This window comes from Streptomyces sp. NBC_01351 (assembly GCF_036237315.1).
GTDB lineage: Bacteria > Actinomycetota > Actinomycetes > Streptomycetales > Streptomycetaceae > Streptomyces.
Map to the genome: position 1 here is coordinate 8,278,532 of NZ_CP108356.1, position 25,328 is coordinate 8,303,859.

The 25,328-nt window shown below is 67.8% G+C and carries 23 protein-coding genes and 6 pseudogenes; 12 read left to right on the plus strand and 17 right to left on the minus strand.

Features of this window, described 5'->3' with window-relative positions; all coding sequences use genetic code 11:
* Positions 1-87 precede the first annotated feature (87 nt).
* The 3 genes from OG625_RS38135 to OG625_RS38145 form a co-directional block, all read right to left on the minus strand.
* Positions 88-363 (minus strand): isoamylase early set domain-containing protein, encoded by a 276-nt coding sequence (locus OG625_RS38135; RefSeq protein ID WP_329390095.1) that lies wholly within the window; start codon positions 361-363, stop codon positions 88-90.
* Positions 364-506: 143 nt separating this feature from the next.
* Positions 507-905: an STAS domain-containing protein gene (locus OG625_RS38140; protein WP_329390097.1), complete on the minus strand. Its 399-nt coding sequence runs from the start codon at positions 903-905 to the stop codon at positions 507-509.
* 58 nt (positions 906-963) lie between these two features.
* The gene (locus OG625_RS38145) at positions 964-1,641 is read right to left on the minus strand and encodes an HSP18 transcriptional regulator (protein ID WP_329390099.1); all 678 of its coding nucleotides are present in this window, start codon (positions 1,639-1,641) and stop codon (positions 964-966) included.
* 128 nt (positions 1,642-1,769) lie between these two features.
* Here OG625_RS38145 and OG625_RS38150 point away from each other — a divergent pair, with 128 nt between their 5' ends.
* The 3 genes from OG625_RS38150 (at position 1,770) to OG625_RS38160 (ending at position 3,199) form a co-directional block, all read left to right on the plus strand.
* Positions 1,770-2,204, plus strand: a complete 435-nt coding sequence (locus OG625_RS38150; RefSeq protein WP_329390101.1) for an Hsp20/alpha crystallin family protein — start codon at positions 1,770-1,772, stop codon at positions 2,202-2,204.
* 104 nt (positions 2,205-2,308) lie between these two features.
* Entirely contained in the window at positions 2,309-2,704 is a 396-nt protein-coding gene (locus tag OG625_RS38155) for a DUF2267 domain-containing protein (RefSeq protein WP_329390103.1), read from the plus strand.
* 48 nt (positions 2,705-2,752) lie between these two features.
* The gene (locus OG625_RS38160; protein WP_329390105.1) at positions 2,753-3,199 is read left to right on the plus strand and encodes a DUF2267 domain-containing protein; all 447 of its coding nucleotides are present in this window, start codon (positions 2,753-2,755) and stop codon (positions 3,197-3,199) included.
* Positions 3,200-3,278: 79 nt separating this feature from the next.
* On the opposite strand, the gene OG625_RS38165 is transcribed toward OG625_RS38160, so the two are convergent.
* Complete coding sequence (locus OG625_RS38165) at positions 3,279-3,452, minus strand: CsbD family protein (RefSeq protein WP_329390107.1); 174 nt, start codon at positions 3,450-3,452, stop codon at positions 3,279-3,281.
* Positions 3,453-3,666: 214 nt separating this feature from the next.
* Positions 3,667-4,053 (minus strand): ATP-binding protein, encoded by a 387-nt coding sequence (locus OG625_RS38170; RefSeq protein ID WP_329390109.1) that lies wholly within the window; start codon positions 4,051-4,053, stop codon positions 3,667-3,669.
* 850 nt (positions 4,054-4,903) lie between these two features.
* On the opposite strand from OG625_RS38170, the gene OG625_RS38175 reads away from it, so the two are divergent.
* The gene (locus OG625_RS38175) at positions 4,904-5,263 is read left to right on the plus strand and encodes a MerR family transcriptional regulator (RefSeq protein ID WP_329390111.1); all 360 of its coding nucleotides are present in this window, start codon (positions 4,904-4,906) and stop codon (positions 5,261-5,263) included.
* Between the two features lie 79 nt (positions 5,264-5,342).
* Here the strand turns inward: OG625_RS38175 and OG625_RS38180 are convergent, their stop codons facing one another.
* On the minus strand, positions 5,343-6,824 hold the full coding sequence (locus tag OG625_RS38180; protein WP_329390113.1) for a hypothetical protein: 1,482 nt from the start codon (positions 6,822-6,824) through the stop codon (positions 5,343-5,345).
* A 784-nt stretch (positions 6,825-7,608) separates the two neighbouring features.
* Complete coding sequence (locus OG625_RS38185) at positions 7,609-7,971, minus strand: hypothetical protein (protein WP_329390115.1); 363 nt, start codon at positions 7,969-7,971, stop codon at positions 7,609-7,611.
* 226 nt (positions 7,972-8,197) lie between these two features.
* Here OG625_RS38185 and OG625_RS38190 point away from each other — a divergent pair, with 226 nt between their 5' ends.
* Positions 8,198-8,377, plus strand: coding sequence for a hypothetical protein (locus OG625_RS38190; RefSeq protein ID WP_329390117.1), 180 nt, complete (start codon positions 8,198-8,200; stop codon positions 8,375-8,377).
* A gap of 198 nt (positions 8,378-8,575) precedes the next feature.
* On the opposite strand, the gene OG625_RS38195 is transcribed toward OG625_RS38190, so the two are convergent.
* A complete protein-coding gene (locus OG625_RS38195; RefSeq protein WP_329390119.1) occupies positions 8,576-9,100 on the minus strand; it encodes a hypothetical protein in 525 nt (174 codons plus the stop codon).
* A 316-nt stretch (positions 9,101-9,416) separates the two neighbouring features.
* Between OG625_RS38195 and OG625_RS38200 the strand changes: the two genes are divergently transcribed.
* Together OG625_RS38200 and OG625_RS38205 are read left to right on the plus strand one after the other, a co-directional pair.
* A complete protein-coding gene (locus tag OG625_RS38200) occupies positions 9,417-9,581 on the plus strand; it encodes a hypothetical protein (protein WP_329390120.1) in 165 nt (54 codons plus the stop codon).
* 18 nt (positions 9,582-9,599) lie between these two features.
* Positions 9,600-10,007 (plus strand): hypothetical protein, encoded by a 408-nt coding sequence (locus tag OG625_RS38205; protein WP_329390122.1) that lies wholly within the window; start codon positions 9,600-9,602, stop codon positions 10,005-10,007.
* 386 nt (positions 10,008-10,393) lie between these two features.
* Here OG625_RS38205 and OG625_RS38210 read toward each other — a convergent pair whose 3' ends face one another.
* Positions 10,394-11,398, minus strand: coding sequence for a hypothetical protein (locus OG625_RS38210; protein WP_329390124.1), 1,005 nt, complete (start codon positions 11,396-11,398; stop codon positions 10,394-10,396).
* A gap of 207 nt (positions 11,399-11,605) precedes the next feature.
* On the opposite strand from OG625_RS38210, the gene OG625_RS38215 reads away from it, so the two are divergent.
* Together OG625_RS38215 and OG625_RS38220 are read left to right on the plus strand one after the other, a co-directional pair.
* The gene (locus tag OG625_RS38215) at positions 11,606-12,253 is read left to right on the plus strand and encodes a hypothetical protein (protein WP_329390125.1); all 648 of its coding nucleotides are present in this window, start codon (positions 11,606-11,608) and stop codon (positions 12,251-12,253) included.
* A 935-nt stretch (positions 12,254-13,188) separates the two neighbouring features.
* Positions 13,189-14,366, plus strand: a pseudogene (locus OG625_RS38220) (IS110 family transposase).
* A gap of 562 nt (positions 14,367-14,928) precedes the next feature.
* Here OG625_RS38220 and OG625_RS38225 read toward each other — a convergent pair.
* Positions 14,929-16,212 (minus strand): annotated as a pseudogene (locus tag OG625_RS38225) (ISAzo13 family transposase); the annotation flags it as partial.
* Between the two features lie 7 nt (positions 16,213-16,219).
* Between OG625_RS38225 and OG625_RS38230 the strand changes: the two are divergent.
* A complete protein-coding gene (locus OG625_RS38230) occupies positions 16,220-16,807 on the plus strand; it encodes an SMI1/KNR4 family protein (protein ID WP_329390127.1) in 588 nt (195 codons plus the stop codon).
* Between the two features lie 168 nt (positions 16,808-16,975).
* A pseudogene (locus OG625_RS38235) lies at positions 16,976-17,173 on the plus strand (NF041680 family putative transposase); the annotation flags it as partial.
* A 170-nt stretch (positions 17,174-17,343) separates the two neighbouring features.
* Here OG625_RS38235 and OG625_RS38240 read toward each other — a convergent pair.
* From OG625_RS38240 to OG625_RS38260, 5 genes and pseudogenes are all read right to left on the minus strand, one after another.
* A pseudogene (locus tag OG625_RS38240) lies at positions 17,344-17,517 on the minus strand (transposase); the annotation flags it as partial.
* 494 nt (positions 17,518-18,011) lie between these two features.
* Positions 18,012-18,485 carry a lamin tail domain-containing protein gene (locus tag OG625_RS38245; RefSeq protein WP_329390129.1) on the minus strand — a complete coding sequence of 158 codons (474 nt, stop codon included), beginning with the start codon at positions 18,483-18,485 and terminating at the stop codon, positions 18,012-18,014.
* Positions 18,486-19,006: 521 nt separating this feature from the next.
* Positions 19,007-19,333, minus strand: coding sequence for a GYD domain-containing protein (locus tag OG625_RS38250; RefSeq protein ID WP_329390131.1), 327 nt, complete (start codon positions 19,331-19,333; stop codon positions 19,007-19,009).
* 908 nt (positions 19,334-20,241) lie between these two features.
* Positions 20,242-21,513, minus strand: a pseudogene (locus OG625_RS38255) (flotillin family protein); the annotation flags it as partial.
* Positions 21,514-21,574: 61 nt separating this feature from the next.
* A pseudogene (locus tag OG625_RS38260) lies at positions 21,575-22,180 on the minus strand (hypothetical protein).
* A gap of 459 nt (positions 22,181-22,639) precedes the next feature.
* On the opposite strand from OG625_RS38260, the gene OG625_RS38265 reads away from it, so the two are divergent.
* Positions 22,640-22,987 carry a DUF4118 domain-containing protein gene (locus OG625_RS38265; protein WP_329390133.1) on the plus strand — a complete coding sequence of 116 codons (348 nt, stop codon included), beginning with the start codon at positions 22,640-22,642 and terminating at the stop codon, positions 22,985-22,987.
* A 900-nt stretch (positions 22,988-23,887) separates the two neighbouring features.
* Here the strand turns inward: OG625_RS38265 and OG625_RS38270 are convergent.
* Both OG625_RS38270 and OG625_RS38275 read right to left on the minus strand, forming a co-directional pair.
* The gene (locus OG625_RS38270) at positions 23,888-24,541 is read right to left on the minus strand and encodes a hypothetical protein (protein ID WP_329390135.1); all 654 of its coding nucleotides are present in this window, start codon (positions 24,539-24,541) and stop codon (positions 23,888-23,890) included.
* Between the two features lie 431 nt (positions 24,542-24,972).
* Entirely contained in the window at positions 24,973-25,251 is a 279-nt protein-coding gene (locus OG625_RS38275; protein WP_329390137.1) for a hypothetical protein, read from the minus strand.
* Positions 25,252-25,328: the final 77 nt, after the last annotated feature.

Consider the following 25,328-nt stretch of genomic DNA (forward strand, 5'->3'; position numbering starts at 1 on the left):
CCCTGGGTGGCTTCGGGCTCGACGAGCGGGAGGCCGGGAAGGCCGCTGCACCGGACAGCCTGGGTGGGTCGGGTGGCGGGCCGGTGGTCAGGTGTGGAGGCGGCTGTTGGTTCCGTCGTGGCTGTCTGCGTGTTCGTCGTCGAACCAGTGATCACCGGCTGCGAGGTAGCGGAAGGAGTGTGCGCTGTGGGCGGGGAGGGCGACGGTCGCTGCGCGGGTGCCGTCCCCGCGGGGCTCGAGGGGGTGGGCTGCGGGGTTCCAGTGGTTGAAGTCTCCGACGACGCTGACGGGCCCGTCCGGAGTGTCCTCGGGCAGGATGAAAGTGACCTGGGTACGGCCCTTGAGCTGCTTGCGTTCGAGCACGGAATGACTCCAGCCACAAAGATGGGGAACCTGCCCTGTCATCCTCGCGCCGGTGCGTGTGCAGTGCGGCGGTACAGCGCCGTGGGCCGGGAGGAGACCACCCGGGTGGCCGCGAGCCGCACGTCGCCGGCCACCGCACTGGACTACTGGGGCAGGCCGTCCGGGTGGCGGGCCGGGGTGTGGCCGTCGGTGGGCGGGTGCGGGTCGGTGGGGAAGAGGGGCAGGGCGCCGGTCATTTCCAGGAGGCGGGTCAGCTGGTTTTGGGGGGCGGCGAGGCGGATGACGATGCCGGCCGCTTGTGCGGTGTGTCGGGCGGTGAGGAGTGCGTTGAGTCCGGTGGAGTCGCAGAAGATGAGGCGGCTGCAGTCGACTACTACGGGCCTGGCTGGTGAGGCGTGGGTGAGTGCTTCGGTGAGGGCGATCCGCAGCGGGGAAGCCGTGTCGAGGTCGATCTCGCCGGCGGGCTGAATGACGACCGAGTGGTCAAGGACCTCGACGGGGATGCCGGTGCTGTCGGCTTCCCGAGGAGAGTCTCCGGTCATGGTGATCACTCCTTGGATCGACGGGCGTGGTCCCCGATGCCCGTGGGCCTGGTGCTGATCAGGGATGCGGGTCAGGGTTGCGCTGGTCGTGGGTGTCCCTGCGGAGCTGGTCGGTGTGGCGGGTCAGGGCGTCGATGCGGTCGGCGAGCTCGGAGTCCTCGGGCCGCAGGTGTTCGCGGGTGTCGGCCAGGGGCCGCACGAGGCGGGCGACGTCATTGTCGCCCAGTGCCACGTTCAGGTCGCCGACGGCGGCCTCGGCGCCGGCCGGGAGGCCGGTGAGGGAGGCGACCTGGCCGGCGAGACGGCGCAGGTCGGCGGCGTTGTCACGGGCCCAGGCGGTCACCGTGCGGTCGGCGGCACGGGTGGCACGCGTGGCCTCGACGCGCTCGTCACCAGTGCTTCCGGCTGCACCAGGTCGCAGACGCAGGTAGCGGCGCTCGGCGGCCTGACGGCTCGCGACCCCCAAGGGTCCCGCCAGTTCAGCCCAGCTCGCACCGGCGTCGCGGGCGGTCTCGATCAGCCCGCTCTCCCAGCCGGCCAGCTGCTCACGAACCTCGCGCAGCATCACCAGCGCCGCCAGAGCCGACTGCGGACCCGCGTCTGGATCGGACACCGTCGCCGCCTGCGGCGTCACTGCCGGGGGGTGCTGCGCGTCGCTGACGGCTTGGCGGATGGTCCTCAGCGCCGCGGCGGCGACGAGGAAATCGATGGGTGCGGGTGGGGCGGCTTCTGGCATGGCGCTCTCCGTCTCTTGTCACCCTTCAGTGACATTCTTGCTTGTCATCGTTTCGATGACATGTTACAACGGGAGCACGTTGAAGCGCATTGGCAGTTTCTGCCTGAACCAACTGGAGGTGTTTCGCGATGTTGATGCGCACTGACCCGTTCCGCGAGATGGACCGGATCGTCCAGCAGCTGTCCGGCAGCTCGGGCACGTGGTCGAAGCCGTCCGTGATGCCGATGGACGCCTACCGCCAGGGCGACGTCTACGTGATCGCCTTCGACCTCCCCGGAGTGAGTACCGAGGCGATCGACATCGACGTCGAGCGGAACATGCTGACGGTCAAGGCCGAGCGCCGGCCCGCGGAGAAGTCCGACGGCGTCCAGATGGAGCTCTCCGAGCGGCCCCTCGGCGTGTTTTCCCGCCAGGTGATGCTGGCCGACACTCTCGACACCGAGCGCATCGAAGCCGACTACAACGCGGGTGTCCTGACCCTGCGGATCCCCATCGCAGAGCGCGCCAAGCCCCGGAAGATCAGCATCAGCGGCGAGTCCGGCCGCAAGCAGATCTCCAGCTGAACAAGCCGACACCCCCACGTGTGGAGGACGGGGCAACGATCCCCTCCGGCACCCGTCCTCCGCACCCGCCCGGCCAGCTCCCTTCACCACTCGGAGGTGACGTGATGCCGATGCGCCCGGAGGCGTTCGTGGCCCATGTCCAGGAACACGGCGAATACCGCACTCGCGAGGAGGCCGAGCGGGTATCCCGCGTTGTCCTGGCCCTGCTCGGCGCCCACCTCGTCGGCACGGTGCGAGCCGAGCTCGCCGCCCGCCTCCCCGAGACGTACGCCCTGATCCTCCTCAATCCCTTGCAGGCCGCGGAGCCGCTCTCCCCGGAACGCTTCGTGCGCGCGACCGCGGCCTGGATCGACGGCGCCACAGAGAAGACCGCCCTGTGGGATATCGGAGCCGTCCTGTCCACCGTCGCGGCCGCCGCCGGCGACGCCTTGACCCGCGAGGTCCTGCTCCAGCTCCCGCCCGGCTACGACCTCCTCTTCGGCCACCCCCAGTCCGCCTGACCGCCACCGGCGTCCACGCGAACCTTGACGAGAAAGGCATCCGCAGCCATGTACGACCAGCTTCGAGCGAACCTGCCCCAGCCGGTCATGACGTTCGACCAGATGCTGGAACGTGTCCGCTACGAAGGCGTCTACCCCACCCGCGAACGCGCCGAGGAAGTCCTCCGGACCGTCCTGGCCGCCCTCGGCCGGCAGGTCGCCGGCGACGAACGGGTCGACCTCGCACGCTGCCTGCCCGTGGAGGCCGCGCTGTCCTTGACCGCCCAGATTCCCGACACGCAGCAGCTGACCGGCTGGGGCTTCGTCAAGGACCTGGCCGCCCGCACCGGGGACACCCCGGCCACCGCCCGCTGGAACGTCGGCGCCGTCCTGGCCGTCGTTGCCCGCCTTGCCGGACCCGACCTCCTCGCCCGCATCCTGCGCCGGCTTCCCGGTGGCTACGCGCTCCTCTTCGGGCAGGCCGAGCTGCGTCAGCCCCAGTCCACCGCCGCCTGATCGGTCGGTCGGAACTGCGGCCCACATGTGTCGGGGCCCGGACCGCAATTGCGGTCCGGGCCCCGACACATGTGGGAGGTCAGTGCTTGAAGGCGTCCTTGATCTTTTCCTTGGCGTCGCGGGCGTCGCCCTTGGCCTGCTCTGCGCGTCCCTCGGCGGTCAGTCGCTCGTTGCCCGTCAGGCGCCCAGCGGCCTCCTTGAGCTTGCCCTTGGCCTGCTCGCCCTTTGCCTCGGCCTTCTGCTCACCAGACACAGCTGATCACTCCTCTACGGTGGAAAAGCCTTACGCAACCCCGTATGGCCGCTGCGAGCGGGATGAAACGGACCGGGCGGGGGAGTGGGCGCCCTGCCCGACGGCCTCGGTGAGAGTGCAGCTCCGGGCAGTCGTCACGCCGGGCCGGCGCCCTGCGGCTTGCCGGCTGCCCGTCCGGAAACCCACTGACCGCCCGGCTTCGCCGGCACGGGTCCTATCGGGGAAGCAGGGCTCGGACGGTCTTGCCGCCTTCGGGTGTCGGAGTGACGACGGTGGCGTGGGAGAGGTCGTTGACCATGTGCCAGCCGAATCCTCCGGTGTCGTGGTGCAGGTCGGCCACGCGCATGTACGGCGTGTGGGGGCTGGGGTCGTCGACGGCAACTTCGATGGTGCCGGGGTGCGCGGTCAGGCGCAGGGCGTAGGTGCCGCCACCGTGGCGCAGGGCGTTGGCGACGAGTTCGGAGACGACCAGGATGACGGTGTCGGCGGCATTCGGTCCCACGCCCGGCCACAGAGTTCCGAGAAAACGCCGGGCGGCCTCACGTGCCTCGGCGACCTCGCGAGCGGGGACGGCCGTGGCGTCGACGTGCACTGCGTCCATCAGATGCTCCCTGGTTTCTGAATCGTCGGGTCTGGCCCCTGTCAGCCGCCGCGTGTGGTGCCCCGGCCTGCCGCCGTCCAACCCCGTCGGCTTCGATTTCCTCCGTGCGGAGCACTCAGATTCCTCATCGAGGCGTACGCGGAAATCTATGCTGGCTGGAGTAGACATTCCTTCGTGGGGTGGTTATGGTTTCTCTCGTAGCCCAGAGAGACGAAGGGCCTGGCAGAGACGAACTGCCGGGCAGCAGGACATGAAGTAGCAGTTCAGTAGTGCGGTGCGGTGGTGGAGTTCCGAAGCCAGGGTTGTTGCACGACGGCGACGGGACTGACGACCGGACCGGGCGGCCCGCAGTGATCAGGGGCCACCGCAGTGGCAGTACTCGGCAGTGAAGTTCAGTGAGAGCGGTACCTCGGTGAAGGCGTCGGCTGCGGGCGCGCGCACCGGGAGGTTCGGCAGTGGGGTTCCAAGCCAGAGCAGATGCACGATGGGCAACGGGGCTGGCTGCCGGAGAGCGGTGCTAGGACAGGCCGCTGAGCAGTTCGCATCACCAGTAGGACGCAGTACGGCAGTACCCGTAAATGATTGATCCCAGAGGGAAGAACGGAGGAGCCGAGCGCCATCAGGATCGCCCGGGCGGAAGTCTGAGCCCGGGTACCGCAGGACATCGATAGTGAGGTGGTCTCCGGTCAAGCAACCGCGATCCCCGCAGCCCCGACAGCATTCCGGTCGGGCACGCGGACACAGAAGGCCGGCGCACGATCAGGGCCGGCAGATGGTGTAGCAGTTCCTTCGGGGCCCTGGTGCCAATAGGCGCCAGGGCCCCTCCACGCGTTTCCACAGAGAGGTACACATGACAGCAGAGAATCCGACCGGCCCCCTCCGCGGCCACCTGGACGACGACGACTTCCCCGCCTACACCATGGGCCGGGCCGCCGAGATGCTCGGCACCACCCAGGGCTTCCTCCGCGCCATCGGCGAAGCCCGCCTCATCACCCCGCTCCGCTCCGCAGGCGGACACCGCCGCTACTCCCGCTACCAGCTGCGCATCGCGGCTCGCGCCCGGGAGCTCGTCGACCACGGCACCCCCATCGAGGCCGCCTGCCGCATCGTCATCCTCGAAGATCAGCTTGAAGAAGCGCAGCGCATCAACGCCGAATACCGCCGCGCCGCCGAGTCAACGAACCTCAAAACCACGACCTCCGAAGGCTAAGACCTGTAACTCTCCCCGTGCCCGGCGGTCGAGATCCAGGTCGGCCGCACGCCAGGGGCTGTTGTGCGTGGGCCCGGGGCTACGGCCTGCTCAGGATGTCGCTCACGCGGTGGGCGTAGACCACCCGGCCGCAGGGGGAGCCGGTGTCGGTGCAGCCCGGGTCCGCGGTGTTCATGCGGTGCTCGGTCAGTGACCAGAGGTACTGGGTGCCCGTCCCCGCGGGAAGGACGCTCTGGGCGTGCTCGAAGGACAGGTCCTCGGGCCCGGCCGCGTTGGTGATGTTGCCGCCGTAGTCCACCAGGCGCCCGCCGGAGACGTTGGCCCGCCGCAGGCTGCCGCTGTTGTTGAGCCAGCTGCGGCTGAAGTAGTACATGCCGTTGTAGCGAGCCGCGCCCTGGGTGAGGTCGCGCGGCAAGTAGTACGCGCTGGTAGCGCCGACCGCGCCGTTGGTCGTCTTGAGGAGCCCCGTGCTGTCGTCGATGGGGAGTGCTCCGACCCGCCCCTTCTCGGGGTGCGTGGCGTCGGAGTTGCAGTACTCGCCCATGATCAGCGCCGGAGCGGCGGTGGCGCTGCGGTCGATCGAGATGTAGGACGCCTTGGGAGCTCCGGTCGCGACGCAGGTCCCTGCGGACGAGTTGCCTTGGGCGCTGGCGAACTGGTAAGAGGCCACCTGCGGCATCACATAGCGGTACGTGTGGCTGTAGTAGACGCTGCTCTGCCGGCCGATCTTCGTTTCGTCCCTGACGTTGCTCTTCAGGCCGTTGAGCGTGGTGTCGTCCACCGAGGCGTCCTGGTCTGGGTTGAGGTCCAGGAGGGAACGCATGTCGAAGACCCGCAGGCCGTTCATGGTGTCCGTGACGTACAGGTAGTACTTGTACCAGGCGATGCCGCCGGCGTGGACGTCGACCGCCTTGTAGGAGGCGTTGCCGTACGAGTTGTAGTACGGCTCGACCAGCAGGACGTGACGGTACCGCCAGCCCTCGGGGTTGCCCGGTATCGCGGTTTCCGGGTCGAGGAACGACAGCCGCACGCCCTTGTCGGGGCAGGTGCCGGGGTCCGACGAGCAGAGGCCGCTGTCGGCCTTGTCGTACCAGGAGGTGACCAACGGCTTCCGGGTGCCCCAGAGTTCGTCGGCCTGGGCGTCCGAAACGCCGGTGATGCCCTGCGGTATCCATTCCTCGGTGTCGGAGTCGCCCGCGTCCCAGCAGAACTTCCTTGCGGGAGGCAGCACGGTGCCGTTGTCGCCGGTGCCGAAGGGGTCCGTGGTGCAGGAAGCGCCGGTCTTCGCAACCCGGTTGCCCTGGTCGAGCAGGTCCTGGACGCCCTGTACCGGCAGGGCAGCCTTCAGGTCGGCCACCTGGCCGCTCAAGTCCGGCCCGGACTTGAGGTTGAAGGAGGACGCGGTTGCCGGGTCGCCGGGAGCCGCTTGCGCGGGGGCGCCGAGTGCGGGTACCGAGAGGACTGCCGCGGCGAGCGCGGCGACCCAACTGGTCCGCCGGAAGAAGGGTGTACGAGAGGCCGTACGTGAGGCTATGCGTGGGAGCGTATGAGAAGTCGTCATTTATGGCCTTTACTCACGGCGAGGGGGGGGAAGCCCGTGATCATGCCAGCGCGCCAGCTGTCATGTCCAGGATGATGGGCGTCTTGTCGCCCTCGTCACCGGCTGCGTGATTGCGCCTGTTGGCACGCCGACACGCCATTGCTGTCACGGGTCTCGACCTCGACGGCTCACAGAGGCTGCATACGCCTACACCGCCGACTACGTCTGGGAAACCCCTCCCGCTGCCCGCCCGCCACCGGGCGACGAACCGGCCACCGCCGCCGACGCACAGAGCGTCGCCTGCTTCCCCGCGAGCTGATCGCCGACCAGTCCGGGATCGTCAGTGACTACCCCTGTGCGGATCCCGAATCGACCCTCGCTGTCCTCGCCGACGATGCGGCGGGGGCGCGCGGCCTCGACGCCAGTCCGGGGGGCCGCCGGGCGCGGACCGGGCACACAATCCTCCTGCATGCCACCTGCTGGCCGGACAAGTGGTGTGTGCAGGAGCTGGAGTCCGCCGCCGGCCCGGCTGTCGACAGGACGAAGGCGGCCGCGAGGCCGGCCGCCGATACCGACCGCTGTCCAGGACTCGGAGGATGTCCGCGTAGCGAGCGGCCCCGGGCGCGGACCTTCGTACCGATGACGTCGTCGAAGGCAAGGATCGGTGGCTATGTCGATGAGTGAGGGGTTCTGGCACAGATCTTGGGGAGCGGTCGCGGAGGGCGACGGTGTCGCTCGATTACAGGGGGAGGGTCACGAGCCCAGGGCCCCCTGTTTCAGTGCACTTTGGTCGCTCATCCGGCACTCATCGGTCGCATGGGCACAGGATCCGGTGTGCGTCGATCAGTGTGAAGGTGTCTTCGTTCCAAGAGCAGACCTCAAGCCGCGCCAGATACCCGTCCTCGGCGAACACCAGAACCTCGCCGACGGTCTCTCCGTCCGCGCCGAACAGTTCCATGTCGGCCACCACCTGCGTGCCCGTAAGCGCGGGTGCGGGTGAAACACCGTCCGCATCGAGACTGAAGTACGTCGAACCGCAGCCGCACGCACAGCACTTCTCCAGTCGGAGATGCCGCATCTGCCGATGCAGCGCGAGATCTGGGTCCACCACCATGCTCAAAGCGGTGTCCAGTACGTGAGCAACGTCAGTAGGCAACGCTCTGGTCATGTCTGCAAGGTATCTGACCTGCGCAGTACTTCTCGGTTCTCGCGCAGCTCTTGGGGAGTGTCTCGTAGTGCTACTGGAGCAGGATCATCTTTGAACCCCGTGCATCCATGACGGGTCGCAGATGCTCGTCTGCGCCGGCCCCTTCGCCCTTACCGCTGTGGACCCCACAGACGGACGACTGCTCTGACACCTCACGGAGGGCGACGACGGCCGCCGCGTCCCGCAGGTGACCGCGGCATGGCACGGCCGCGTCTACGGCAAAGGCCCCGCCGGGCCCGTCGCGTTGGACGCGCGGACCGGTACGGATATGCCGACGAAGCCCGAGGCGGCCCCGTTCCTCGTCAACGAGTTCGTAGGGCTGACGCTCAGCGAAGGGACCCTGTACAGCCTGCCGACAGGCGGGTGAGCACGTGCGCCCGATCCCGGCATGCCTCCGCCCGTGATGGGGATTCGTGGAAACGACGAGGGTCGCTCTTCGCCCCACCCCAGGACGGCCTTGTTCTTCAGGTCGCCGTTCCCCTCACGCTGGGCAGCTCGTTGAGCTGAGCGTGCTCCAAGCCGCTGTCGGCTGGCCCTCCGGGGACCTATCGCGTTGGGTGTCCGCTCAGACGCCGAGACTCTGGAGGGTCTCCGTCACCAGACGGTTGCCCTTGGGCGCGTACCAAGAGGTGTACGACGACAGCTTGGCAACCGCCGCACCCAGCCACTCGGGATCACCGAGCCGGTCCAACGCCTTCGCCTCGGTGAGCTGGTCGAACAGTGCCTTCAGCACAATGACGTGGCCGCCCGTGTACCCGCGCTCGTGCTGCGTGTACCGCACTGACCACGGCTCGTAGGGATGGCGCACGATGCCCTGCAGGGAGCAGCCGTCGCGGCCCATATCGGCACCCGGCGCAAAGCCCCCCGCGACGCCTCCGAACCGGGTGACATGCCACCTCCGGTAGGCGGCTCGCACCTGCAGCTCCACGAACTGGGCCCACTCCATGGCGAGCAGAGGTGCCGCCTCTTCACGCCGGCGGTGCTCCAGGCCCTCGGGCGTGAGCACGATGGACAGGCCGTCCCTCCGCGTCGGGTCCCCGATCACCCACCGGTCCCCGATCAGCTCCAGCGGCCCCAGGTGCTGCGCCATGAACTCCCCCTCTGTCCTGCTCTCTGTCCGACCGGGAACATAACCGATGCTCGCAGACCGCCCACCGGCGGTGCGTCCTCGATCGTGTGCAGCGCCCGACCGGCGCGAACCCGCAGCCCCTCCCGAGTCGCGCCTTCGCCAGCATGCAGCAGGTGGGGAATCCGGGCGAGCAGGCCTGTCCCGCCCCCGAGCACGGGTGGGGAAATTCAAGGCTGTGGCCCACATTTCGTGACGATCACTTTCGATCAACGGGACTGCCAGGGGCTGTTCGCCCCTCAGCGTTGTTCTGGTGGGGGTCGAGTGCAGGTTCCGGGAGTTGGTCTGGCCGGAGGTCGAGGACCTTGTGGTCGACCGAGTTGAACCCGATCGGATGCTCGGCCAGCTTCACCACTGCCTGCTGACACGCATTCCCTTCGACGAGGCGGTGGCCTTTCCTCTCGGGGCAGTGCCGCTGCCCACCCAGGCGGTGCCGGACGTCTGATCGACTACGCTCCTGGCGGTGACCAGTGAGTACCCGTACGCAGACCGCTTCCTCGGCGAGTTCAGGGAACTGAAGCATGGGAGTCCAAGGGGCCCCTCCCTAACCGCTGCCGTGCGCAGTGAAGGCGACCCGCATGAGGAGGACCTCGTGCGATACCTGCGTGCTGGCAGCGTGATCTCCGCCACTGGATCAGCCGTTTACGACTTCCTCAGCCCGACCAAGCAGTTCATCGATGGTCTTCACCTCCTCACCGACGGTGAGTGGTTCTGGCACACCGACCTTGCTCACTACGTCGAGCGCTACCACGTTCCCGTCGATGACCGATTCGTCAATCACGCACGCCACCGTGGATGGGTGCCTCCGCAGCTGAGTGACGACCAGCTCGTGCAGATCGCGGATACCTTCTTCCCTGAAGACGAAGCATGAGATGCCATCCGACGCCACCACGGCAGAGCCGAACTTGACGGCTTAGCTGCATGAGGTGTCTTTCCTCGCGATAGCCGAGGGGAGAGGTCTATCCGTATCCCGGGGGCCGGCGGCCGCGCGGAGGGGTACGTGTACCGGTATGGATCGTGAACGGATCCGGTGGACGATCGTCGTGGAACGGGCGCGGCAGATCGTGGACGGGTACGTGCCGCTGAAGGGCACGCTGCGGCAGGTGTTCTCTGCCTAGTTTGGGCCTGTCTCACCGCGACGAATGCTTGATCACCTTTTTCTAGATCATTGCTTTCTGTCAGTACGGTGCAGGATTCATTTGGCAGCACGCCAAATCCGGGGCGGCGATCGATCACTCGTCCGCCCCGGTCTCGGGATCAAATGGCGGTCAGGATGGCGCGCAGTCGCTCGTCCTCGCGGATGATGTTGTTCGCGACGCCTGAGCTGACGATGCGCTGGTCCTGCTTGGCGAGTTCGGCGACGCGCAGGCGCTGGTGGGTGCTCAGGGCGGTGGTACTGAGGGCTTGGAGGGCCTCGCAGGCGCCGGAGATGTCCGCTCCGGTTTCGGCAGAGTGGAGAGCTGCCTCGGCGAGTTGGCCGAGGTTGACGACGTCGGGGTCGGTGATGGCGAGCAGTGCGAGGGCGCCAGCAGGGGCCTTCTCGGGGTCGGCAAGCAGTTGTTCCAGTCGGGGGATCAGGGGCCGGGCGGCCGCGCCGAGGAGGGCCGTTGCGCGGATGGCGCGGACGACAGTCCACCGGTACCAGACCTGGTTGCCGGTGGTGCGGTCGAGGACGGAGGCCAGGATCGTGACGGCTTCCTCGGCGTCGCCGTCGATCTGCCACAGGGCGGTGGCGATCGCGATGTCGCGGTCCAGTTGCGGGGTGGTCGGCTCGGCGTCCTCGTTGACGGCTGCCCGCAGGGCGGGGAGCAGTCCGGCGGCCGTCACGCCCAGGGTAGCGGCGGCCTGGGCAGCTTCGGCGACCTCGCGCGGGCCGGCGGCGAGTGCCTTGGCGACGGCATCGAGCAGGACGTCGGTCTCGCCGGTGAGGTCGTGGTGGGCCTGCGCCACCATCAGTGACCCGGCGGCGGCACGCAGCGCGGCGCCGGCCTGCTTGCGCTCGGCCTGCGGGCCGGCGGCTGCCACCGCGGTAATGGCGGTAGCCGCGTACTGGAAGCGGGGCAGCACGGCGTACAGCTCGGGCAAGGCGGCAGCGGCCTGCGGGCCCCACTGGCGCAGCAGGTGGACCAGATCGGCGGTCTCGTTGTTGCCGAGCCGGTCTGTGGCCAGGCGTGCGCGGACGGCGGCGAGCAGGTCCAGGTCGAAGGGGAAGGCGGGGGCCTGGAAGGAGCAGGCCCTGTACGTCGCCGCGGAGAAGGACACCCTCCGACAGCAGCTGACCGGCTGGCTCGAGTTCGCGGGCATCCCCGTGCTCGTGGTCCGCGGCTTCAGCTCCCAGTCATACGCCGACGTCGTCCGCGACCGCGTCGCCCACGAGCAACGCGAAGCCTGTCGCCGCCAGCGGGCGCCCAGGGCCTGCGGCGGCCTTATCCCCCCGGGCCTGTCACAGTCGGCCAGTAGCCTCTCGCCATGCAGACAGCGCTGATGATCTACGACGGCTCCGCACCGGCCGATTCCGACGTCCCGCGTACCGGGGGCGTGCCGCTGGCTCCTGCCGGATTCGCCTGGCCCCTGTGCGGCTGCGGGGGACCGCTGCAGTTCTTCGCCCATCTCCCCGTCGAGGACGGTGTCCTGTCGGTGTTCCTGTGCCAGAACGACCCCGGGGCGTGTGAGTTCTGGGACGCGAGCTCCAGCGCGAACAGGGTCCATCTGTTTCCCCGGGAGGAACTGCGGCCGGTAGCCGTACCCGAGACGGGACTGACGCTGCTGCCCGCCACCTCGGCCATCCGCACCCACGTCGTGACGATCGACCCCGAAGACGCCTGCGACGAGGAAGGGATCGAGCCTGACGCATACGACCTTGCCCGCTCGGGATGGAAGCGGGAACCCGAAGAACGATTCGGGAAGCAGCGCGAAGTGCTTGGGTCACTCGGAGGCAGCCCCTCCTACCTTGAGGACGACCGCCTGCCCGTGTGTCCCTCCTGCACCGGCACCATGGAGTTCGCGGCACACCTGGAGGAGGGGATAACCCGGGAGACCGCGATGAACCTCGGCGGTCAGCTGGGCTACGTCTTCGTCTGCCGCCCTTGTCGCGAGGGAGCCTTCCTCACGGACTGAGGGCCACCTGCGAGGGGTACTGACGGTGACGCTGTCGCCGGTTCGAGACGCCGCAGGCGCCTCTGGGGCGGAGGCGGTGCCGCCCGTGCGCGGCGTTGCGCCAGAGGGGCGGGGTGGCTTTGTTCGCGAGAACGGGCTCTGGCACAGAACCCACGGGCCGCGACCGCTTCCACGCACAGGTCCTTCAGCCCACGGAGACCGAGTAGACGAACAAGATCGATGTCACCGGGATTTCGGAGCCCTGGTGCAGTTAATACGCCACCGAGCACACGGGCCGGTCTGGCTCGGTGCCCAGGTGACCGGGACGGTCTTGGGGTGGGGCGTGGTGGGGGTCTGCTCGCTCATGCTGCGTTCCGTTCTGCCGGGGCCGGTGTGCGGGCGGCGCGGCGCAGCTCGACACCGCAGGCCCGCCAGTCGGCGGGGGCCTCCCAATACGGGTGGGTGCACAGATGCCCGGACAGGGCGATCAGCCAGCGCCGCAGGACGGTCGTCCCGGCCGTGGCCGGGCCCTCGGCGAGACCGGCGTAGGTGGCCAGCCACGCCCGTTCGAGGGCGAGCGAGCAGGTCCGGGGGGAAGCGGAACGGTGCTCTCACACCCCAATGGAAACACGTGCTCGATTTTTTTTGGGGGGGGGGAACGCCACGGGGGTTGCGCGGCTAAGTGTTGTGACTGAGCTCGATACTTGGCCACTGAGCGTCATAGTTGGCCTTACGTTCCTGGGACGGGTTGGTCGAGCCATTCGTAGGGTTGGACCGCCCAGGGGCGCCGGGTGTGGCTTTTAGTTGGCTGCCGCCCATGGCTGGACTGGCTTGGCCGCCCGGTGCCCCCCGACGACCCGGCCGCCAGATTGGGAAGTGCGACAAAGATCGCTGAGTAAGGCCACGCCGGCGAGGTCGTCTGCGGCAGACCTGCACGCACGATCGTCTGGAGCACGATGAACCGGATCTGGGCCGGAATCGACAGCGGCAAGACCCACCACCACTGCATCGCCATCGACCAGGACGGCGCGAAACTGCTGTCCCGCAGGGTGCCGAACGGAGAGCCTGAGTTACTCCAGCTCCTCCAAGACGTCCTCGCCCTGGGAGACCACGTCACCTGGGCCGTCGACATGGCCGGCGGCGAGCCCGCGCTCCTCCTGGCCCGGCTCACCGGCCACGGCCAGGCGCTCCTCTACATCCCCGGCCGGGTCGTCAATCGGGCCAGCGACGGCTACCGCGGCGAGGGCAAGACCGACGCCCTCGTGATCGCCGACCAGGCCCGCATCCGCAGGGACCTCAGGCCATGCGGCCCACCGACGAGGCCACCATCGAGCTGAAGATCCTCACGAACCGTCGCACGGATCTTGTCCGTGACCGGACCCGGGCGATCAACCGCCTGCGCTCCACGCTGACCGGCATGTTCCCCGCCCTCGAACGCGCCCTCGTCCTCACCAGCACCGGCCCGCTCGTGCTCCTCGACGGCTACCAGACTCCGGCTGCGATCCGCCGTATGGGGACTACCCGGCTGACTCGCTGGCTCCGCGCTCGAGGCGTCCGTAGTCCGGAAGAGCTCGCGACGACGGCAGTCCAGGCCGCCGAACAGCAGCACACCGCGGTCCCCGGCGAGACGGTGATCGCCCAGCTGGTGCGGAGCCTTGCCAGGGACGTGCGGGTGTTGAACGACAAGGTCGCGGAGGTCGACCGACTCATCGAGGACCGCTTCCGCGCGCACGACCTCGCGGAGATCATCACGAGCATGCCCGGTATCGGACCTCTCCTCGGAACCGAGTTCCTCGCCGGAATCGGCAGCGACCTCACCTTCTTCGCGACCCCGGACCGCCTGGCCGCCTTCGCCGGGCTTGCGCCGGCACCGCACGACTCGGGGAAGAAGAGCGGCAACCTCCACCGTCCCCGCCACTACCACCGCGGCCTCCAGCGCGTCTTCTACATGTCCGCGCTGACCAGCGTCCGCTACGACCCGAACTCCCGGACCTTCTACGACCGCAAACGAGCCGAGGGGAAACGCCATACCCAGGCCGTGATCGCCCTCGCCCGACGCCGAGTCAACGTCCTGTGGGCCCTGATCCGTGACCGGCGCCTCTACGACGTCGTAGCACCCGAGCCAACCAGCTAGCCGTTGTCGCGACGATGGGACTTGTCAGTGCGGGCCCAGAAACTTGCTGGTCAGCACCAGATCCATAGTGGTGGATGCTGCACGCGTGATCGAGCGAGAGACCGCGGTGCGTATCGTCGAGGAAGAGCTGGACCGCGAGAACCAGAAGTGGGCGGCCCGGGGCGCGGACCCGATACGCACAACAGTGCTGCACGTAGAGGAACACGAGCTGGTCTGGAAGGTCTACATGCGGCCAGCGGCACCACGCGTCGGCACGCCGGACACGGCACTTCGGCCCAGCCGGTGTTCCACCATTCGTCCATGGCTGGCGAGAACGCCTCACGGTGCCCATCCCCGAATGCCACCGCGCAGCACGGACAGACCGGCGGCCCGCCGTGCTGCGGCGAGAAGAACACCGCCTGCCCAGCGACAACGGTCCGTACGGCAACACTGCCGCCCGCGACAAGCGCAGGAAGTCGACTTCCCGCGTACGCAGCACGTCCCACACGTGATCGGCAAGACGCCCCCTGGGCCCTGGGCCCCGGAGATCGTTTACGGGACAGCCCTTAGGGATTGCAGATCATTAACACGTTGTTTTGATCTTGTTGTCTTCGCAGGTCTGTGCCTGGACCCGGGCCTGAAGGGCGGCGAGGGCCGTGGGTGGGGTTGTCGCCGGTGGGATGGTGATGCCGTGTGTCTCGAGCAGGCGCCGGTTCTTCAGGAGGGTGCGGTGCATCGCGGTGCGGCTGGTGGCGAACAGCACGGCGAGGGGTTCCGCGGCCAGGGCGGCCCGTAGGTGAAGCACGGTGGCCAGGATCTGGTCGGGGAAGGTCAGCCGGGGCGGGCGGCCGCGCCGGATATCCCCGTCCGGGGCCAGGGTCTCGGTGAGGTCGTTCAGTTGCCGGCGGGTCATCCCGGTCAGTGCGGGATCGGAGAGCAAGGCCTGGTCCCACTGCGGATCCGGCGTCTGCGGGGTCCGGGCCGCCGGGATTACGGGGGATGGCTGGGGGTGCAGTGCATAGTTCCAGTCGCCATGGAAGGCGTGCCTGGTCAGCGGTAGGGTGGCCATCTCCGCGTCTTTGATGCGGACTCCGGTCGGGTAGGTGTTGGTGTCGAGTTCGGCCCTCACGCGCAGTCCGGTGCGGGTGGTGGTCGCGGCGATCGACTGCACGATGACTTCGTGGCTGGTCAGCGGGCGTCCGCTCCAGTTCATGGTGATGTGCGAGAACAGCCTGTGTTCGATCTTGTTCCACTTCGATGTGCCGGGTGGTAGGTGACACACGGTGATCGTCAGCCCGGTTTCAGCGGCGAGTTGGGCCAGCTCGAGCTTCCAGGCTCGGGTGCGGTAGCCGTTGGATCCGCCGGCGTCGGCGGTGATCAGCAGCTGTGTCGCCTGCGGGTAGGCGGCCTGGCCCTGGCCGTGCCACCAGCGGCGGATCGATTCCACTGCGAACGCGGCAGTGTCGTGATCGGTGCCGACGTTGACCCAGCCGGTGTTCGCGGTCAGGTCGTAGATGCCGTAGGGGACGGCTTTGCCCAATTGTGGGTCGGCGAAGTCGTGGACGCTGACCGGGACAGGCTCGCTGGCGGGACGCCACTGGCGGCCGCTGTTTTTGAACTCGCCGACGAGTTCCTTCTTCTTGGTGTCGACGCTGATGACCGGCTGGCCGGTGTCCCGGTGGTTGCGGGCCTGCTCGTTGAGGTAGCGGAACTGGGCGTCCCGGTCCGGATGCTGACTGCCCTCGAGCGTCTTCGCGTTGGCCTGAAGACTGAAGCCTTCCTCCCGCAGCAGATCGCCCACGGTGTCGGCGCTGATCCGGTGCCCGGCCCGGGCCAGCTCCGCCGCGATCGTACGGGTCGATTTCATCACGCCGGTGATTCCACCCGTTGTCGCCTCCTGGCAGCGCATCGACACATGGCTGGCCCGGCATGCGCCCGCTCGACTCGCAGAGCTTCGTCCTCCGGCTTCGCCAGATGCCATCGACCAGCTCGAAGTCGCGTTGGGCGTACGTCTTCCCACCGACCTGCGCGCATCACTGTTGTGCCACGATGGGGATTCTTCTTATCTCGGCATATTGCCGTGCGGCCCGCTCTACTCCACGGATGCAATCGCCGACGCGAGGCAGGGGCGCATGAAGATCTGGGAGGGCGAGGACGACCCAGATGAGCAGGAGACTCCGTGGTGGGGAACGCAGTGGATCCCCTTCGCCGGCGGCCATGGCGATGAGCACTTCATCGACGCGGGCCCGGGCCTGTGGCATGAATGGCATGACCATCTCGGTCGCGCCCCGCACGCCGACTATGCCTACTTCCTGGGGTGGCCGAGCCTTGGATCGTGGCTCCACGAGGTGGCCGAGGCCATGGAACACCACGATCGAATCAACCGGCTCGACGCCGTCGCCCATCCCTCCGTCGACGAGGACGGAGAGATCGACTGGTGGGCAGCGGGGACGCGTTGTTGAGTCTGGTGGGTCGTACTCGCATCGGCACGTTTGCATCGATGTGGCGTCCGGCATCGAATGACGTCTCACACTAGGTCGCTCACCTGGGGATTCGCCGGACGTGGGGGCGGCCTTCGTCTGATCATGTGCTCCGACCAAGGTGCACGTGACCACAACGAAGGCCGTGAGGTGAGTCTGCTGCCTGATGCTGTCCAGAGGGAAGCGTTCGCGGAAGCGTCACGCTTCCGGGGCGAGTTCTACGAGTGTCTGACCGCCCGGCGCGACGAACTGTTCGAGCTGGTGGACGCGGTGCTGTGTGCGGACGGTGCGGTGAAGTCCGCGGTGGACTTAACGCTGCTGCCCGAGCATCGTCGTGGGCACGGAGCGAATCCAGAACCGCTTCGGAGGCCGTTACCCAGCAGCCGCAACCTGGCCGGCCGTACCGCGCCCGGTGCTGGCCCGCTCGCGGTGCTCGGCGACGTCCTTGTGACCGACCGGTTCCGGTCCGGGTCGGGCGGCCTGCGCATCATGCTCGAATGGCCGGCCCGCCTGCGCGACGGCCCATACCGCTCCGGCAGGTCACGCCACGGAGCCCCGGTCCGCAACCGCCACAGCACACCATTGACTCCCTGCCGGTGATCAAGCCACGGCCGACCACGCCCGTCTACCTGCGGCAACAAGGGCTCTATCTGCTCCCACGCCGCGTCCGTCAACTCACCTCGACCTGCCACAAGATCAATTACCAGACAGGCCTTAGCAGCCGAGGCCATCCACCTCGCCCTCAGCTGATTCGGCAGGAATTCTCCCGACGACTGAGTGCGAGGCCAACGGCACTGGCCACGCGGACAGCGGGCCGGGCGCCGTTGTGATGCTGTTGGTCAATTCAGGCCTGGTTACTTCAGTCGGGCCCACTCGTCGTTCGTCGGAACTGCCCGTTCGACGGCGGGCACAACGACCCCGGCGCGAAACAGTCACATGACTCTCCGGACAGGCCACCCTGGACGACCGAGATCGAGTCCTTCGCGCCAACGGCTGCACTGCCGGTCTGTCCGGGAGTGGTCGGGGCTTCGCCCGTGGCCTGGGCTGCGGGGATCGGCGGGTCGTGTGCGGGGGTTGGGTGCGGGTCTGTCATGAGTGTGGCGTGCCGCGGCTGGTTTGCCGCGGCACGCCTTTGGTTCATTTGGCGGCAGTTCACGGTCCCGGTGGGTGTGGCTGCCGAGGTCGGCTAGCGCTGGTGGTGGTGACCGCGGCGGCCCCAGGATTCGGTGTCGATGACGTTGCCGCGGTTGTCGCGGAGGGTGGCGGTGTCGCGTTCGTCCCAGATCTGGTGGCGGCGGTCCTGGTAGACGTCGCGGTGGGTGTCGCGTCCGTTGCCGGTGTGGACCTTGACGCTGGAGTGGCCGTCGAGGCGGAGGTCGTGGAAGCGGTAGCGGTTGCCGTCGCGGTCGGTGAGGGTGAAGCCCCGCAGGTTGACGCTGTGGCGGCCGGTGTTCTTCACCTCGACCCATTCGCGGTTCAGTGCGCGGTGGTCGCGCCCGCGGTCGGCGTTCTCGACGTCTCCGATGACGATGGAGGAGTGACGGCCGCGGTGGTCGCCGCGGTGGTCGTCGGCGGCGGCGGGTACCGCCGCGGCGCCGATCAGGGCGCCGACGGCGAGGAGGCCTGCGAGAGTGCGGCGGGTGGCGAGAGAAGCAGACATGCGGATGACTCCTTCAACGGTCAGCCCGGCTCGGCCTCGTGCAGGCCGGGCGGGCTCCGAACAGTTCCCGGCGTCCTGCCGAGGAGCCACACTCTGGCCCCGCATCACGCCCGTAACCACTGAAAACAGGCTGTGTTGCCTAATGGGGACATGTCCGTAACTCTCCCTTGTAAAGGGCATGTGTCAAGGCCGCATTGACCCTCGGACGCGGCAGGTCCGGTCGTCGCCCAGCAGGCCCATGGACCGCAGCGCCCCGCCTCACCCGTGCCCGGCTCCGTCGCCGCGCGTGGCCCCTGCGCCGAACGGGGTCAGGGCCTTGTAACAGCCGCTTCCGCGATTCCTCCGAACGTCCACCGACAGCACGACGACATCCGCGGGCGGAGTCCGCGCACCTGCTGCTGTCGCCGGCGGACTGGTCCCGCTGAGCGCACGGCGAGGCGCCCGCCCGTTGTCGGTCGGCCGTGTTGTGGATGTTGCCGACCGGGCCCGCCACCTGAGGGAGCAGGCCCGCTCGCGGGCCGCTACTCGCCGGGAGCCCGATACCGGATGTGCTCAGCTCTGCGCAGGGCGTCCAGCGTTTCATCGACGTTCAGGAGAACGGTCGTCTCGAACGAGCTGAGCGCGCCACCTCCACTGATCGCCAGCGCAACCGCGGCCATGGACACGTTGTCCGGAGCTTCCCAGAGGTTGTAGCCGTCGTGCGTGCCGAAGGCGTACCAGAAGCCGTGCAGCTTCCCACCGACGGACTCGATGTACGACTGAGCGGCCTTTGCCCGGTCCTCAGGGTGGCCGATCAGCCTCCCCCAAGTCTCCGGCGTGTAGCTGAACCTCGACAGATAGAGCGGCATCGTGTCTCCCTTTCGTTTCATCAACGATGCCCGCGCCGGGTGGGAGAAGGGCCGGGGTACGTCACGGTTCCCCCGAACAGCCGGGGACGATGACCGCCACGACCGAGGTGAACGCCTCGATCTGCGTGGGCATGACGGGAATCCTTGAAAACAACGGCCAGGGCTGCTCCTCGCCTCGCTCCCTCCGGTGTTTCAACGAAGTGGGGGAGTTGCCACGGGGAGGTGGTGGGTTCCCTCCACGCCTTCGTTCCCCGACTCCAACTCGCCGTGTGAACGGGTGCGGCGCTGGCACCCGGATGGGCGCCGGCAAGGTGGGGAGGGCTGTCCCTGCTGATGCTGCGCAGCGATAGGGATCATGGCTGCACGAGGCGACCAAGCTGCTGCCGTCAGGCGCCTATCGCGAGGATGGCTGGCTGCCATGGGCGTGCCTGTTCACACCGAGCATCATGCCGCCTCGCTGAATGTCTGCTGGGCCTTGGTGATGGGCGTCGCGGAGCCGGTTCGGCGACGGGGGTGCTTCACCTGGCTCTGTACGCGAGAGCGGGGTTCTGGCACACATTCCGTGAGCGATCTTGCTGGCTCTCCGTCAGCTGGTGGTGCGCACCACGCGAGCTGCGCAGATTGAAGGTTCACAGGAGGTGGTGGAGCCCGATTCAAGATCGTTCACGGAATGTGGGCCAGAACCGAGAGCGGTCAGCGTTTTGAGGCCGGTTTGGGAGGCAGCTGAGGGCCAGCCTCGGGTGCGAATGTTCACGACTTACGGCAGCACCGGAGCCGCCGATCATTTGCAGCAGTCGCACCCGGGCGCTGATCTCTCGCACCGTGGCGTGTGAAAGGGCGGGGAAGCGGCCCGCAGCGGGTCGGGAGCCGGGCGCGGGGCACGATGCGATACTGGTACCGCCGGGACATGCGAGGGTGAGCTCCTCGGCCGCCCGGTGCACGGCCGCCTGCTCGGCGGCCTCGGCAGCCTTGATGTCCTTGACCACCTTCTCCTGCGCCTGTGCCTCGGCGGCGATGATGACGGCCTGCCGCCCTCGCTCGGCCTCCTCCACGGTCCGAAGCCGCTTGATGGACTCCTCCTGCTCGGCGACCGTACGGTCCACCGCGATCCGCTCCCGCACGACCTCGGCGATGTCCCGCTTTTCGGTCTCGACCTCCTTGTCGGCGGCGATCCGGGTCAGTTGCGTCTCCCGCTCCCGGGCGATGACCTCCAGCAGGCGGTCCTTCTCGATCCGCTCGTTCTCGATGGCGATGACCCGCTCGCGGTTCTTCTGCGCGACGGCCACCTCACGCGCCTGGTTCTCGCGCTGGATGCCGAGCTGCTCCTCCGTCTTGAGGAAAGCGCTCTGCGCCCGCAGCCGCTCTTCCTCCACCACCCGCGCGGTCTCCGCCTCCTCCCGCGCCCGTACCGTCTCGATCTCGCGGCGCTGCTTGATCTCGGCGTCAGCCTGGCGGCGCTCGAGCTCCAGAATGGCCTCGCGGGCGTCGACGTTCTGGCGGGTGAGCTCCTTCTGCTCGTGCTGGCGGAACTCGTTGGTGCGTACGCTTTCGACGGCCGTCAGTTCGGTGATCTTCCGGATGCCCTGGGCGTCGAGGATGTTGCCTGCGTCCAGTTGGGAGAGCGGGGTCTGCTCCAGGTAGTCGATCGCCGCGTCCTCCAGGCTGTAGCCGTTCAGATCGGTGCCGATGATGTGGATGATCCGGTCGCGCAGTTCGTTGCGCATCGTGTAGAGGTCGATGAAGTCGAGCTGCTTGCCCACCGTCTTGAGCGCCTCGGAGAACTTGGCGTTGAACAGCTCCTGCAGGGTCGCCTTGTCGGAGGCCCGCTGGGTGCCGATGGCCTGGGCGACCTTGATGACGTCCTCGACGGTCTTGTTGACGCGGACGAAGAACGAGATGCGGATGTCGGCGCGGATATTGTCCTTGCAGATCAGACCGTCGCGGCCGGTCCGGGAGATCTCGATGGTCTTCACCGAGATGTCCATGACCTCGGCCTTGTGCAGCACAGGCAGAACGACCTGCCCGGTGAAGGTCACATCGACCTTCCGCATCTTGGAGACGATCAGGGCCTTGCCCTGCTCGACCTTGCGGAACAACCGGGTCACCACGAGCAGAGCGGCGACCACGAGGACGAGAACGACGATGACGAGCGTGCCAAGGCCCAAAGAGATGGCATCCATGAGGAATCCCCACGTGAGAAGTCGAAGCTGAGAAGCCGTGAAGGCTGAGAGAAGCGGCGGGTCAGCCGCGCGGGTCGAGCGCCGCATCGAAGGGCGCGACCCAGAAGAACTCGCCTGCGTCGTCGTACGCATAGAGCAGCGCGGTACTGCCGAGCACGAGCGGATCACTGCCGTACTGGCGGACCTGGACGACCGCGGTGGCGCCGTCCCCTGCCGCGACCTCGGCCTGGCCGAAGCCGGCGTCCACCCGCCCCGTGCGGATGACGCAGGTCAGGCCGACGAAGTCCAGCCGGGACGGCCCGGGTTCGTCAGGGAAGAGCTTGGCCAGGGGTCGTACGAGCAGCCTCGTCACGCGCCAGGAGAGAAACAGCGACCCGAACAGGAGCGCGGCGCCGAGGAAGTGGACCAGGGCGTCAGGTCATCCAGTACGGGACAACAAGACGGCGCCGGTCAGACTAGTGAACCAGGCCACGGCGACCAGGAGGGAGGCCGACAGCGCGACGGGTGCACCTCCGACGCCCAGGGCGCCGCTGTCTACGTCCGAGTCGAAACCGTCGTGATCTGCGGCCCCGAAAATCACCAGCAGCCAGAAGCCGAGGACGACCACCAGGGCCGCGGTGAACAACACGGTGGGGAAGGCAAGGGCGGAAGTGACGAACTCGTCCATGAGCTTCCCCCCTTCCTCATGCGTCGCCGCCGGCCGTAACGCTGGTTTGCGGTCTACGGCATCCAGTTCGGCTCCCCTCCGGACAGAGCCCATCCTGCCCTGCACGCATGCTTGTTCACATTGCCGGTAGTCGGCAATCTTTAGGCTCCCTTAACACCGACGCTCGGACGCCCCCGTTCTCGGGTGTCTCATGTGTCACCGTTCCCGAGCGCGTGTCGCCCGAATCGGTGAAGCCGCGGCTCCTGTTGGGAAGGCGGTGCGGCGAGATGGTTTGACGACGGAGCATGCTGTGCTGCCGTCGGCTGCTCTCTGGCCCCATGCCCGTTCCTCCCCGGCTCGGGCATCATGACGGGAGGTCTCCAATGGCGGGGGCCGAGGCGAGGGGAGAATCGCGTGGTGCAGTGGAGGCGTCTGAGTTCCGGTGTCCGTCCGGTGCCCCGCCCCGTCGCAACTCCCTCGGTGTGGGCAGCCGCATGTGCCGCGGCCCTCGTCCTGGTCACCGTCCTGAACTACCTGAACGGCCACGGCGACCCCACGATCGACCTTCTTGTGCTGTCTGCGGTATGCGCGGTACTGAGCACCGGAGCCCGGCTCATCGCCGCACCGGGAACGGCCCTGGTCTGCTGGCTCACCCTCAACGGCTTTGCCACACCACCCATGGGTGAACTCACATGGTCCGCCGGCTACGACCTGGGTCGTCTCGGATGTCTCCTGGCGGCGGCGAGTACCGGAACCGCTATCGCCCGCATCACCAATGCCCGCGCTGCCTACCGCCGGCTGACTCCTCACAACCCTGCGGGTTCCTGACCGACCCGAGTACCCGCGGGCGGTCGACCTCTCAGGAGGGGCAAACGAGGTACCCGCATTGGAGTACGAGCGCCCTCAGCGCCGTTGCTGCTGGTGGTGACCGCCCACCCGCTGATTCTCGTCTGAGCAGTGACGGCATCCAGATCGGCGATCTCGCAACCGCGGTCCACACGAGAGCCTGGCGGCTGTTGTGCGGGGGCGCGACGTGACGGAGGCGGCTCGCCGAAGCCGCCACACAGGTACGACGTCGCCACCCGGATCTCCCGCTCCTCGCTCGAACGCGCCTGCGGCACCACAGCGCCATCTAGGGGAGTCGCCGGATCGCCACCCGTGCAGCTCCACCAGGTGCGGGCCATGGTGAACAGCCGGAATAGCGACGAGCGAGGAGCACAGCGATGACGCACGAAGGCATCTGGGGATACCGTGCCGATTCGGGCTACGAGACGGGGACCGACCTGATCGTATTCAAGGTCGAGGAGGCCGATGGAAGCATCGGAAAGATCGATGAACACACGGACGATGCCGGAGCCGGCTACCTCGTCTCGACACCGGCGTATGGATCTTCGGCAAGCACCTTTAGCTCTCCGCCAGCGCCATTTAGCGCGTCGACCGTGACAACGAAACGGTCTACGTCAACCGGAGGAAGGACCAGATCAAGGACGCCCCCCGCGTTCGAGCAAGAAGGCAGCCCCGCGACCCCAGCTACCTTGGGCAGTTCGCCAAGTACTACGCCATGCCGCACGTGTGACTCTCCCCCGTCGGAGGACGACCCGGTGGGACCTGTACCGCGACAGCCCCCGCTTAGCCGGTTTGCGACAGGCCGCGACCCCGCACACATCGGTATCGTTGCGGTTGCCGGCGGTGAGGCCGTCTTCCATTGATCCCTGTCCCGATAGGGATTCAGACGTCGTGAGGCTCACGGTGAGTCGGAGACGATACCGGCCGGGGCGTCGCGGAGTTGGCCTCTGCCACGGGTGAGGCGGTGGGGACGTAGTAGACGGAGCGGCCTTGCTTGGAGCGTTCGAGGATCCCGCGGGAGACACCCTGTTCGAGGGTGTTGCGGATGACTGCTGCCTGCACCTTGCGCTCGGGGTATGCCGTGCTGACGCTTTCGGTGACTTCCGCGGCGGACTTCGGCTCTGTTTGGCCGGCGAAGACAGCGGTGATCAGCTCAAGCCAGGACGGTCCCGAGTCCTTCGTCATTGAAGGGGCTTTTACCGGGGCGTTCCTTGCCTGGGAGGCTTTGGCGGGAGCCGCCGTCTTGGAGGCCACAGCCTTCTTCCCCGCGGTGGAGGCGCTTCGCGCGGAAGGTACGGCTGCACGCTTCGTACCGGGCTTGGCGGCTTGGGAGGCTGCAGACCTCGCGGGGATGCCCAGCGCGTCCTGCATCTTCAGGAGAACCTTGCTGTTGTCCTCCAGCTGGTGCAGTTCCTCCTGAAGTCGCTGTAGTTCGCTCCGCACTTGCTCCTGCGCGGTCTGGTTGACGGAGAGGTCGCTGGCGATCTGCTGGGCGTAGTCATCCCGGATTCCGGCGGGTTTGGTGCCAGTGCTCATGGGATCCTCGTATCTCTCGCGGACGTACATGTGTGACGCGATGGTACGCAGTGCGTGATTGCTTGACACCCAATTGCCCTGGAAATCCTTCAGTTGGGTTCCAGTGAAGTCGGCCGGCCACCACTGCGACCCGACTTGTTGGACGGCTCGTCGCAGCGGCTCGGGTCCAGTCCTGACCGGCCGGTACTGGCCGCAGGCTCTTCAGGAGCGGCGCGGTGCAACAGCATGCATCGTTGGTCGCTGCTGGGCTGGCCGCTCTTGATTGCGAGGCGGGATATGGCACGGAGTTGTCGGGGGAGGGCCAGCAGACGGACCTTGGCTCGTTGTCCAGGTGCAGGCCAGTACCAGCCCGGCCAGGGTGCGGCCGGGCGGAGAGGGCAGGAGGCCTTGAACGGCTCCTTCCGGGCTGTGTCCGTACACGCCGCGGATGTTCAGCCGGCGGATCCTGGGCCGGCGCTTCGGCGGCGTCGTGCGCGGATCTCCCGGACCGACAGGATGATCGCCGCCAGATTGAGCGGGAAAGCAACGGCGTTTGCCACAGCCGGGATGTCGAATGCCCGCAGGAGGCTCGTGGCCAGGGAGAGCAGGAACAGCGTCAGCGGCAGCGCGCGCCGCCACGCGGGAATGTCCCGTATCAGGGCGACGGTCACGGTGCACCACAGGAGGGCGCCGAGGACGGCGATGCCGAGGAGGGCCAGGGCGAACAGCATTCGTGTGCCTCCGTGAGAGAGATGAGGGGGTGGTGCGCCGCGATGAGCTTTCGCGGCGCACCACCTGGGCACTACAT